Raw genomic sequence first — 11,119 nt, 5'->3', positions numbered from 1 at the left:
GGACACATAATGCAATACAGCGAAGGTAAAATTGGACGCATATTCACCCTGCGTCTGGAAGACGGCGACCGGGTGCCCGGCGCCATCGAAGAGTTTGCCAGAGAAAAAAAGATCAAGTCCGCGTTCTGCTCTCTCCTGGGCGGCATAGACAAGGGCAACATTGTTGCGGGGCCCAAGGATGGCTCTTCCCCGATCATCGACCCCATTCTTTTTCCCATAAGCGATGCACATGAAGTTGTTGCCCTGGGCACCCTCTTCACCGACGAAGCCGGGTCGCCAAGCCTGCACATGCATGCGGCGTTGGGCCGTGACGGCAAGACGCACACCGGCTGCATCCGCCCCGGACTGGATGTCTGGCTGGTTGGTGAAGTGGTCATCATGGAAATTCTGGATTCGGGCATGATCCGCAAGGTTGATCCGACAAACGGACTCGCCCTGCTGGCCAAGGAGTAATCCATGTACACGGCGGAAATCGTCATCTGCGGAGCCGGAATCGTCGGCCTGACCATTGCCCGCGAACTGCTGGACAGAGGCGTTCGCGACATCATCATATTCGACAAGGAAGACAGGCCGGGCCGCCATGCCTCGGGCCGCAACAGCGGCGTGTTGCACGCCGGGATTTATTATGATCCCGGCACGATGAAGGCCAAGATGTGCCTGAAGGGCAACAAGCGGATGCAGGCCTATTGCCTGGAACGAGGGCTGCCGCTCTTCAAGTCCGGCAAGATCATCGTGGCCCGGGACGAATCCGAACTCGCCACGCTGGACGAACTCAAACGGCGGGCGGAGGCCAACGGCGCAGTGGTCAATATGCTCGACCTCCAGCAATTGGCCGAGATTGAACCCAACGCCAAAAGCGTGGAGCGGGCACTGCACTCACCGCTCACATCCGTGGTCGATCCCAAAACCATCATGACCGCCATGCGCGAGGAACTGGAGACCTCCGGCAAGGTCCGTTTCTTTTTCGATACCCGCTTTCTCTCTGCGGGCAAAAACAAGGTCGTAACCAGCCAGGGAGAGATCGGCTACTCACTGTTCATCAACGCGGCCGGAGCCTACAGCGACCGTGTGGCCCAGGCCTTCGGAATCGCCAACAACTATCGTCTCCTTCCATTCAAGGGCATCTATCACAAGCTCAAGAAACCGGCGGCAGACAAGATCAAGGGGTCGATCTATCCGGTCCCGAACATCAAAAACCCGTTCCTGGGTGTCCATTTCACAAGGTCGGTGCAGGGCGACGTCTATGTAGGTCCCACGGCGATCCCGGCTTTCGGCCGCGAAAATTACGGCATCCTCAAGGGCATTGATTCCGAATGCGCTGCCATCCTGCTGCGAGATGCCAACCTTTTCTTCAAGAACCGAAAATTCCGCACGGTGGCGCTGGAGGAGCCCAAGAAATATCTTTTCAAATATTTCTACAGGGATGCCGAGAAGCTGGTCCGCCACATCACCATGAACGACTTCATCCCCAGCGACAAGGCGGGCATCCGCCCCCAGCTGGTGGACATTGACACCAACGAACTGGTGATGGACTTCGTGGTCCGGAAAGAAGGCAACACTGTGCACGTACTCAACTCCGTCTCTCCGGCGTTCACCAGCTCCCTGGCCTTTGCCGAAATGGTGGTGGAAAAGTACGTCATCTTGTCTTAGCAACAGATTAAAACTGCCGTTTACCTTGACTTGATCCTCAAACAAGCGCATTTGACTTCTATTCTTTATTGCATGAGGTATTGCAAAATGAAACTTCCCACCCTTTCCTTTGGAGACCTTACCGCCAAACTACCCATCATTCAGGGCGGCATGGGCGTAGGCATATCCCTTTCAGGCCTGGCAAGTGCCGTGGCCAACGAAGGCGGCATCGGCGTCATCGCCACATCCATGATCGGCATGCGTGATCCGGAACGATCCAAGGACCCTGAAGGCGCGGACCGCCGCGGCCTGATCGAAGAAATCCACAAGGCCCGGGCCAAGATGACCGATGGCCTGCTCGGCGTAAACATCATGTGCGCCCTGACCAACTATAGTGATATGGTCCGTACTTCCATCCGTGAGGGCGTTGATCTGATCATCTCGGGTGCCGGGCTGCCTCTGGATCTGCCCAGCTACCTGCGTGACATGAAGCAGGAACTCAAGAAGGAACTGCGCACCAAGCTGATTCCCATCGTCTCCTCCGGCCGTGCCGCATCCATTCTGTGCCGCAAGTGGGTGGGCAAATACGACTACCTGCCTGACGGATTTGTGGTTGAAGGCCCCAAGGCGGGCGGACACCTCGGCTTCAAACCCGACCAGATCGACAACCCCGAATATCAGCTGGAACACATCGTAGCCGATGTCATCGAGGCCGTGACCCCGTATCGCGAAAAGCACGTCAAGGACATCCCGGTCATTGCGGCCGGCGGCGTATACAGCGGCGAGGATATTGCCCGCTTCCTGGAGCTTGGCGCATCCGGCGTACAGATGGGCACCCGGTTCGTGGCCACCGAGGAATGCGATGCGGACGAAGCGTTCAAACGCGCCTACGTCAACGCCACCAAAGAGGACGTAACCATCATAAAAAGCCCTGTCGGAATGCCGGGCCGGGCCCTGAAGAACGCCTTTCTCGATGCCGTTTCCTCGGGACTGAAAAAACCGAAGAAATGCATCTACAAATGCCTGCAAAGCTGCCAGGAAGAGAAATCTCCCTACTGCATTGCCCAGGCACTGGTAAACGCCTACAAAGGCAAGCTCAAGAATGGTTTCGCCTTTGCTGGTGCCAACGCCTATCTGGTGGACAAAATCGTCACGGTAAAGGACCTCATGAACTCTCTCAAAGATGAGTTCGAGCGTTTCCGCGAACCAAACGACGGCAAATAACCACCGAAAGTAGCAACAATCGTAAACAAAAGCCCCCGGTTCCTGATGAACCGGGGGCTTTTACGTGCCTATTATTCTTGAAGGCTCTACTCGAAACGACGGGCCGAGATGATGGAAACCGGATCAACGGGAACATCGTCAAAACCCTGGTAGCTGCGGGTCTTGGACTTGCTGATCTTCAGGGCCACATCCATTCCATCCACGACTTCACCGAAGACGCAGTAGCCGTATTCCTCATCGCTCTCGCCGGTATGGTCCAAATCGGAGTTATCGGCGACATTAATAAAAAATTGGGCGGCGGCGCTGTGCGGATCGGCAGTACGGGCCATGGCCACACTTCCCTTCACGTTCTTCAGGCCGTTTGCTGCCTCGTTTTTGATGGCGTCACGGTGATCCTTTTCCTCCATGGAAAAGGTCAACCCACCGCACTGAATCATGAAGTCCCGGATTACCCGGTGAAACAGGGTGCCATCATAAAACTCGTCATCCACATACTGCAGAAAGTTGGCAACGGTCTCCGGCGCCTTGTCCGCATACAGCTCAATCAAAATTTCTCCTGCCGGAGTTTCCAGCAGTACCAAAGGATTTTCCATGTTGGGGCTCCATAAAAAAGGTATCAGGATTCCGGGTCCGAATTTCCGCCGGACCGCGGGTGCGCACGGTCGTATACCTGCATGAGGCGCTGCATGTCCAGATGCGTATAGCGCTGTGTCGTGGTCAGCCGCTCATGGCCCAAGAGCTCCTGCACGCTGCGTAGATCAGCTCCGGCCTCCAGAAGGTGGGTGGCAAAACTATGCCGCAGCATGTGCGGGTGCACATCCGTTGGCAATCCCGCGAGCTTCGCCAGCCGCTCGACAATGCGATTGGCCTGTCGTCGGTTGAGCCGAGTCCCTGTTCGGGAACCCAAAAACAAGGCCTGCTCCGAATAATCGTCCCCGAGCAACGCATGACGTTGCTCCATGTAACGCCGCAACCGCTGAACAGCCATATCGCTCAGAGGGACTATCCGCTCCTTGCTCCCCTTGCCGACAACGCGAATCACATCCGAGTCCACGTCATTCAAATCCAAGCCCAGAGCTTCGCTGATGCGGAGACCGGAGCCATAGAGGACTTCTGCCAGAGCAATGTCCCGCAACCCTTCCGGGTCCGGCTCCACGGCCGCCTCCATGAGCGAGACGGCCTGATCCACATTCAGCGCCTGCGGATTGCGCTTTTCCTGTTTGGGATTATGCAGGCCGAACATGGGGTCCTTGCCGATCACCTTGTGGCGCATCAAGTACTTGAAGTAAGCCCGCAGACTGGAGAGTTTTCGCCCCATGGACGTTTTAGAAATGGATTGGCGATGCAAGTCGGCCAGAAATCCCCGCACATGCTCCCGCGTGATGCGGCCGGGCTTTTCCAGAGTGCCTTTCGTACGCTCCAGAAACAGTTCAAACTGCTCAAGGTCCGTACCGTAGGCCCGCACAGTGGCCTTGGAATACCCTTTTTCCACAGAAAGGTAGCCTAGGAATCCCTGGACGTGGCCGCCCTGTTCGTCACGTGTTCCGACGGTCGATGACATAACTGCTCTTTGGGTTTTCCTTGGCCTTTTTCTTGAGCCCCATGGCAATGGACGAAACCTCACCATAGTGCTTGATACGGCCATCGGTGTTGACAACCACGGCGAGAGAGATGGCCATGAGCGGAAAAACCTTGGTATGGCCTTCCCGGTCCACGGAAGTAATGTTGCCCCGCGCCCGGTCTTCCGGGTCATAAAAATGCGGAACTATCTCGTCAAAGGCCTTGATGATGCGCTTGCAGGCCTCCTCCACGTCATCCGGCGGCAGGATAAACACAAAGTCGTCGCCTCCGACATGGCCCACGAAACTGAGCACGCCCTGGTAGCTGCGGATGGTATTGACGATGACCCGTGCAGACATCATCAGCACCTCATCCCCTCGGGAAAAACCATATTTGTCGTTGTAGGACTTGAAATAGTCCAGATCGCAGTAGGCTAGGGCAAACTCCGCCTTGCTGTCCAGAAGCTGCTGAATACGCTGGATGATGCTCGTATTACCCGGCAGCTTGGAGAGCGGATTGGCGTCCAGGGCGCGCATGGCGCGACACAGGGTCAGGTTGACCCGGTCCCGCACCTCGGATGGATTGAACGGGCGCACCAGAAAATCATCCACCTCGATCTCGTTCCAATTCCAAGGCGTCTCCACATCAATGGGATCGACGCACATGATGACCGGAAGCTGGCGGTACACGTTTTCGCTCTTCACCAGATTGGCCACCTCACGCCCGGAGATGTCCCGCAGCCTGCTATCAACGATCAGCAGATCCGGAGGATCGTTAAACAGATGCTCAATGGCCGTTACCCCAACCTCAAAGACCCTGAATTCAATGACATCCGGCGGCCACAGCGACCGCAGCAGCTCGGCAAAGGGCTGATCGGGAGAGAGAAGAAATGCGGTCTGCTTGCGCTGAAACAGCGAAGGCGCGGGGACTTGGCTCATTGACCACATTTAGCACTACACCGCCGACAGGTCAAAGAAGAACCCCCTTCCGGGCAACTGCCAGAAAGGGGGTATCTACACATTTTTCAAAAGAGATCAGTCAGATCAGTTTCGATCCTCACTGATCCGGGTAATAATCTGCTTCAGCTGATCGGCCAGCCGTGCAACTTCGGTAACAGCGGTGGTGGACTCTTCCATTGCCGAGACGATACCATCGGAAACTCCGTTGATTTCATCCACGTTCTGGGTAAGCTGACCAGTGGTTGCCGCCTGTTCTTCCGATGCGGTGGCGATATTGCGGATCTGGTCGTCAGCGACCCGCGCCATTTCCTGAATATCGGTCAGGGCGTGGCCGGCCTCGGATGCCAGACGGGTGGATTCGTCGATGGCCTCGGTGGCACTCTGGAATGCTTCAAGGTTACGACGCGTGCCCTGCTGGACGCCCTTGATGGCATCTCCAACTTCCTGGGTGGCGGCCATGGTCTTCTCTGCCAGCTTGCGCACCTCATCGGCCACAACGGCAAAACCGCGTCCCGCGTCCCCGGCGCGAGCGGCCTCAATGGCGGCATTGAGCGCCAGCAGGTTGGTCTGGTCGGCAATATCCGTAATTACGGTCATAATAGTACCGATGGACTCGACTTCCCCGCCTAACTGGCGAATATTCTCATCTACCTTGCGGGCTCGGTTGCGAAGTTTCTCGATGGAATTGACCATGGCCGAGACGACTTCCCCACCCTTTCCGGCATTACCGCGCATACGGTCCGTACTCTGGGCGGCCTCGGAAGCATTGCGTGCTATCTCGACGATGGTAGCGCTCATCTGCTCAGTGGCGGTTGCCGCCTCGCCGGTCATGCTTTTTTGCTGTTGCGCCCCGGAAGACGTGTGCTCCACCTGGGAGGTCAACTCCTGAGAAGCCGTAGCCAACAAAGCGGCGACCCGATCTGCCTGTTCAGCAGTTTCTTCCATGCGACGCTGCGCCTGTCGGATTTGCGTCTGGTCCATGATAACCTTCATGGCTCCCAGTACGTTGCCATCGCTATCGAGGAGCGGCATTCCGAAATAATCCATTTCCATTTGGACGCTGCCCGGATGCGCCTTGGTACGGGAGAAGACCATCTCCTTGCCCTGCATGGCTTGCTCGCAGGCGCAGTTTCCGCTTCCGCAATCTCCTGTACGAAAATACTCGGAGCAGGTGGTGCCCATCAGCGACTTGATGGTCACATTGCCTGCTGCGGCACCGGCCTTGTTGATATAGCGAATGGAATGGTTTGGAGATATGGCCATCAGCGGCAGCGGCAATTCGTTGAGCAGTCCGACCAAGCCGTCCAGCATGTAGTTTGTATGCTCGATAAGCCGGGCAAAATCACCTTCGCACCCTTCCGCACTTCCTCTGGCATCAAGGTACCCCTGCTCGATTTTTTCGGCCACTTCGGCAAAATCAACGGTCAGAGCCCGAACCGTATGGCGGATATTGATGAGCGAAGCCTTAAGTCTGGAAATCTCGTCACCATCACGTTTCTTGTAAATCCGTTCCAGATCCCCGCGTGCGGTTTCATCCGCCATTTCCATAGTCTGACGAATAGGCTTGAACACGAAAATACGCAGCAGGAGAAGGACGAGAACAATCACAACCACGGTCAATCCGCCGCCGATCGCTCCCATCACAAAGGCCTGATGCCTGGCAGCCGAGGCAATGTCGTCTACGAAGGCACTCATGCATATGGTCCAGCCGGACAAAGGCTCCTTGGCAAAAGAAAGCAGTTTTTCCTGTCCGTCCCACTCGTACTGGATCACATTCTTCTTCTCGCTGAGAGCCTGACTGATGAATTCCTGATCCTTAGCGTTCTTGCGAAAAAACTTAGCATCGGGATGCTGAATGAAACGACCGGTTCCATCCAGGACAAACCCGTATCCATCCTGGCCAATCCTGGCGTTTTCTATGAACTGATGCACATAGGCATCCCAGGATGCAAACAGGACAATACCGCCAACGGTTTTACCGGACATTGTGCTCTTGAGGGGGACACTGATGGCAAAAACACGGGACTTGGCATAATAGGGTTTATAAACGGAAGAATCGATGACCCTGTCATCTTCGCCAGCCAGGATTTTCTTGACGTATCCGTTGGAACTGAAATCCATTCCGGTCAGCTGCGCACCATCCGCATTGGCTCCAACCACCACCTTGCCGTTTTTGTCAAAAACAGCCAGTCCCCACAGATTGGGATTTGCCTGGACAATCTTGCCGCAAGCGGCCTGGGCCATCCAGGGAGAGCCCTTGACCGCGGACATCATAGACGGCTGCTGAGCCAGCACTTCAGCCATGACGACTTGATCCTGAATGAATACGGACAGCGCGCGGGCTCCGGAAAGCGCCTGCCCACGAGCTGTCTGCATGGCGCCATTCTTAGCCATATTGATGGTGGAGTTTGTAACCACCCAGACAAGTCCGCCTACACCGGCAACGACTACAAGGCACAAGGGCACAAGCAGTTTCAGTGACAACCGCCTACGGAAATAGGAAAACATAGAATCCCCTCTCTAAACAATAATGTAATGCCTGTTAATCCCCGGATGCGAACGGAGGGGAATACAATGGAGCACCGCCGCTCCATTGACTGTTCCACCCCGAACTAATCAACGTACTGGTTTATACACATCCGAGCCACCGCTGGCTGCAGTGTGGGCGCATAACGTATTAATCCGGGAGGGTTTGACAGTCAACCTTAGAGAGAGTGCATAAAGGCACCGTTACGGCACAGAACGGCAACTTTCATTGCCCGACAGGGACTTGGAATCAAATAATTGCGGGAGTCGAGACCTGCTAAAAAGTAATATCCGATACCTCAAGGAATTGATCGGCCATCTCATCCATACACCGGTCCAAATCAGACATTTTGAATTTCAATTCCATCAAAGCCTCGGGACGGAGATAGGAAGTCTGATCATCGCCGGAATTGCCGAATTCAAAGAGGCGCACCAGGAAATTACCGATGTGCACAACACAGGACATGGGCTTGTAGAACTGGGCCAAGTGAGGGGCGTGGTGCCGCGCCATGGCCTCCCGGATATTGGGCGGCAGGCCCCAATGCCGGGCAAGCCAGGCATTGATTCTGTCATGCCCGAAACCCATGACATCCTTCTCCGCCTGAAAATACGTCAAATCCTTGATTTTGACGGTTTCCAGAACGGCTTGATGCAGTTCAGGCAACTGTACGGCCGTAACCACTTTCCCCAGATCATGCAGCAATCCGGCAACCGCATATTCCTCTGGATCTTCAAAACCGGCGCGACGCGCCAGAATGTTGCACGCCGTTGCGCACCCCAGGCTGTGCTCCCACAACCCCTTCATATTCTGCTCCATCATGTCGAAAACAGACGTGGAGATGATGATGCCGCGAATGACATTGAAGCCGAGAAGTACCAAGGCGTGTTGAATGGAACTGATGCGGCCGGGAAATCCGTATATCGGAGAATTGACCATTTTGAGAACCTTGGCCGATAGGACCTGATCCGTAGCGATGACTTTGGCAATGGCGTCACTGGACGCATCAGGGTCCTCCACCAGCTTGGTCACTTCTTCCAACACATGAGGCAAAGTCGGCAGGTCCTTGACCGATAGGATTTCTCCCCTGACGCTGGTCTTCAGGTCTTCTTCCATGGCTACTTTTCCTGTCCTTCGTCCACGGACCCATCCATTTCGGCTTCCCCGGCTTCCATTGCCTTGCGCCGAGCCTCCTGAGCCGCCGCCTTGACTCGAAAGTACTGACTCATGCGGTCTTTGACCCGCATCATCCATTTATCCTTGCCATAACAGCGAAAAAGATAATCCAGCCTCTCGATACGTTCCGCATACACCGTCCCGGCACCGGCTCCGCCAATTTCCACCGGATTGCCCTGAACCGTGATCCTATCAATCTTCATGTTTTCCAGGCGCGAGATGAGACTCTCCGTCAGCTCCATCCCCTCGGCCATGATGGTCATGCCGTTTTCCTTGGTAACGGCTCTGGCCAATTTCATACCCGGCTTGGCAAGATCAATAGGAATCTTCTGCATTTGTCAGGTGTCCCCAAATCGTTTTCATCGGCCTATTCTGCTCAAATGCATAATGTACACACGTCCCCCAATGGGTTCAAGATCATATCTTGTCGAAAAAGATAAGACATCCCATTACAACAAAAGCGACAGCCGCGACTTTCTTTATAATATCCGTTGGGACATACTGGCAAATAAACTGCGCAAAAATCACTCCGAGAAAACTGACAAGAACCAGGGCCAGGGATGATCCCAAAAACACCGTCCACGGCTTCGCGGTTTTTGCCGTCAAAAGCATGCAGGCGAGCTGCGTCTTATCGCCGAGTTCGGCAACGAACAACGTGCCGAAAGTGGTGGCAAGTAGTTTCCAATCCATCCCTTCTCCTTTTCCTCAAAGTTCCTTGGCCAGATACCACATTCCGGGGAGTTGCCTGATCAGCCCCTGCATTTCCAGTGATATCAACGTGCTGCTCACCTTTGGCGCCGCCCACTCCAACTCCCTGCCAAGGGTATCGATGTGAACTTTTTCGGCACTTTCGAGCAAATCCATTACCGCTCTTTCCGCTTGGCTCAAATTCTCCGACCTGCGCTTCACGGCAGCAGGCCTCTTCCTCCGGGGCAGAGGCTTTGCAGCGGGGAATTCCGAGATACCCTTCTTTTTGCCTGCCGTACATTGCGCAACATCGCCGGACGTGACCTTTGCCGGGACTTCAGCGTTTGCACCGCTCCCGGCAGAGCTCAAATCTTCCGTGGGAATAATGCCGGCGACCGCCACGCCCTCCGCGTCCGTTTCCGGGTCCGGAACCTCCGCCAGTTGGCGGGCAAAGTCAAACCGAAGAATCTCCACGATATCCGCAGCGGATTCCACCAGCGACGCGCCCTGTTTTATGAGCCTGTGGCATCCGGTAAAGGTGGGGCTCCCGATAGGCCCGGGCAGGGCAAAGACGTCTCTCCCCTGCTCTCCGGCCAAGCGGGCGGTGATGAGACTCCCGCTGTTATGCGAGGCCTCGGCCACCAGTACCCCAAGCGCGAGTCCGCTGATAATCCGATTACGAAAAGGGAAGTGCTCCGCGCGGGGCCCGACGCCCGGGCCGAACTCCGTCACCACCAGCCCGTGTTGCTCCAAAGCGGCACGGACATCCCTGTTCCCCTGCGGATAATCCATGTCCAAGCCGCAACCGAGAACGGCAACGGAAGAACCAAGGCCGCTCAGGCCGCCCAGATGTGCCTGCCTATCTATTCCCAGCGCCAGTCCGGAAACAACGGTAATCCCGATATGAGCAAGCTGCCCGCTAATCTTTCGGGCTGCGTTCAGTCCCATCGAGGTGCAGTCGCGCGCTCCGACAACGCCGACAGCGGGGTTGTTCAGCAGGCTCAGGTCCCCCTTTACATAAAGTATCAGTGGGGCGTCCGTCAGATCGCGCAACATGTGCGGATATCGGGGATCAAACCAGGATACGGTTTCCATCTCCGCATCCCTGGCCTTATGATACTCTTCCTCCGCGGCAGTGCGCCATTCCTCAGTCCGGCACGCCTTCAGAATCCGCTTGAAATAGCGACTCTTAATTCCCAGGCCGGGCCAGGATTCGAAACCACGAAGCGCTTCATAGGCACTGGGGAAATGATCCAGCAGCTGGCGGCACGCCTTGTGCCCAAGGTAGGGCGTATGCTTCAGAGCCAGGCAGGCAAAATGTTCTTTTTGAAGATCCATGATGTGGACCGGAATAAATGGC

11 protein-coding genes are annotated in these 11,119 nt (G+C 55.7%); 3 read left to right on the top strand and 8 right to left on the bottom strand.

The window, feature by feature from the left end; translation table 11 throughout:
* Positions 1–9: 9 nt before the first annotated feature.
* The 3 genes from ACI0FG_RS06270 (at position 10) to ACI0FG_RS06260 (ending at position 2,853) form a co-directional block, all read left to right on the top strand.
* Positions 10–453 carry a PPC domain-containing DNA-binding protein gene (locus ACI0FG_RS06270; RefSeq protein ID WP_419787696.1) on the top strand — a complete coding sequence of 148 codons (444 nt, stop codon included), beginning with the start codon at positions 10–12 and terminating at the stop codon, positions 451–453.
* Positions 454–456: 3 nt separating this feature from the next.
* Positions 457–1,650: an L-2-hydroxyglutarate oxidase gene (gene lhgO, locus ACI0FG_RS06265; protein ID WP_419787695.1), complete on the top strand. Its 1,194-nt coding sequence runs from the start codon at positions 457–459 to the stop codon at positions 1,648–1,650.
* An 87-nt stretch (positions 1,651–1,737) separates the two neighbouring features.
* Positions 1,738–2,853 (top strand): NAD(P)H-dependent flavin oxidoreductase, encoded by a 1,116-nt coding sequence (locus ACI0FG_RS06260; RefSeq protein WP_419787694.1) that lies wholly within the window; start codon positions 1,738–1,740, stop codon positions 2,851–2,853.
* 86 nt (positions 2,854–2,939) lie between these two features.
* Here ACI0FG_RS06260 and ACI0FG_RS06255 read toward each other — a convergent pair whose 3' ends face one another.
* The 8 genes from ACI0FG_RS06255 to dprA form a co-directional block, all read right to left on the bottom strand.
* Positions 2,940–3,446 (bottom strand): peptidylprolyl isomerase, encoded by a 507-nt coding sequence (locus ACI0FG_RS06255; RefSeq protein WP_419787693.1) that lies wholly within the window; start codon positions 3,444–3,446, stop codon positions 2,940–2,942.
* Positions 3,447–3,469: 23 nt separating this feature from the next.
* Positions 3,470–4,414: a tyrosine recombinase XerC gene (gene xerC, locus ACI0FG_RS06250; RefSeq protein WP_419787692.1), complete on the bottom strand. Its 945-nt coding sequence runs from the start codon at positions 4,412–4,414 to the stop codon at positions 3,470–3,472.
* The gene (locus tag ACI0FG_RS06245; RefSeq protein ID WP_419787691.1) at positions 4,389–5,351 is read right to left on the bottom strand and encodes a GGDEF domain-containing response regulator; all 963 of its coding nucleotides are present in this window, start codon (positions 5,349–5,351) and stop codon (positions 4,389–4,391) included. Before ACI0FG_RS06245 ends, xerC begins: the two co-directional genes overlap by 26 nt.
* A 105-nt stretch (positions 5,352–5,456) precedes the next feature.
* Positions 5,457–7,880, bottom strand: a complete 2,424-nt coding sequence (locus ACI0FG_RS06240) for a methyl-accepting chemotaxis protein (RefSeq protein ID WP_419787690.1) — start codon at positions 7,878–7,880, stop codon at positions 5,457–5,459.
* A 295-nt stretch (positions 7,881–8,175) separates the two neighbouring features.
* A complete protein-coding gene (locus tag ACI0FG_RS06235) occupies positions 8,176–9,012 on the bottom strand; it encodes an HDOD domain-containing protein (protein WP_419787689.1) in 837 nt (278 codons plus the stop codon).
* A 2-nt stretch (positions 9,013–9,014) separates the two neighbouring features.
* A complete protein-coding gene (locus tag ACI0FG_RS06230; protein WP_419787688.1) occupies positions 9,015–9,407 on the bottom strand; it encodes a hypothetical protein in 393 nt (130 codons plus the stop codon).
* 82 nt (positions 9,408–9,489) lie between these two features.
* On the bottom strand, positions 9,490–9,762 hold the full coding sequence (locus ACI0FG_RS06225; RefSeq protein WP_419787687.1) for a TMEM165/GDT1 family protein: 273 nt from the start codon (positions 9,760–9,762) through the stop codon (positions 9,490–9,492).
* Between the two features lie 15 nt (positions 9,763–9,777).
* Positions 9,778–11,097, bottom strand: coding sequence for a DNA-processing protein DprA (gene dprA / locus ACI0FG_RS06220; protein WP_419787686.1), 1,320 nt, complete (start codon positions 11,095–11,097; stop codon positions 9,778–9,780).
* Positions 11,098–11,119 lie beyond the last annotated feature (22 nt).

It is taken from the genome of Pseudodesulfovibrio sp. 7M6 (assembly GCF_050058625.1).
GTDB lineage: Bacteria > Desulfobacterota > Desulfovibrionia > Desulfovibrionales > Desulfovibrionaceae > Pseudodesulfovibrio > Pseudodesulfovibrio salinus.
The sequence above is the reverse complement of the archived record's forward strand: the minus strand, read 5'-3'. Positions and strand labels throughout refer to the sequence as shown.

Coding starts and splice junctions, on each gene's coding strand:
- ACI0FG_RS06270 (WP_419787696.1), top strand. CDS start 10: ATGCAATACAGCGAAGGTAAAATTGGACGCATATTCACCCTGCGTCTG.
- lhgO (WP_419787695.1), top strand. CDS start 457: ATGTACACGGCGGAAATCGTCATCTGCGGAGCCGGAATCGTCGGCCTG.
- ACI0FG_RS06260 (WP_419787694.1), top strand. CDS start 1,738: ATGAAACTTCCCACCCTTTCCTTTGGAGACCTTACCGCCAAACTACCC.
- ACI0FG_RS06255 (WP_419787693.1), bottom strand. CDS start 3,446: ATGGAAAATCCTTTGGTACTGCTGGAAACTCCGGCAGGAGAAATTTTG.
- xerC (WP_419787692.1), bottom strand. CDS start 4,414: ATGTCATCGACCGTCGGAACACGTGACGAACAGGGCGGCCACGTCCAG.
- ACI0FG_RS06245 (WP_419787691.1), bottom strand. CDS start 5,351: ATGAGCCAAGTCCCCGCGCCTTCGCTGTTTCAGCGCAAGCAGACCGCA.
- ACI0FG_RS06240 (WP_419787690.1), bottom strand. CDS start 7,880: ATGTTTTCCTATTTCCGTAGGCGGTTGTCACTGAAACTGCTTGTGCCC.
- ACI0FG_RS06235 (WP_419787689.1), bottom strand. CDS start 9,012: ATGGAAGAAGACCTGAAGACCAGCGTCAGGGGAGAAATCCTATCGGTC.
- ACI0FG_RS06230 (WP_419787688.1), bottom strand. CDS start 9,407: ATGCAGAAGATTCCTATTGATCTTGCCAAGCCGGGTATGAAATTGGCC.
- ACI0FG_RS06225 (WP_419787687.1), bottom strand. CDS start 9,762: ATGGATTGGAAACTACTTGCCACCACTTTCGGCACGTTGTTCGTTGCC.
- dprA (WP_419787686.1), bottom strand. CDS start 11,097: ATGGATCTTCAAAAAGAACATTTTGCCTGCCTGGCTCTGAAGCATACG.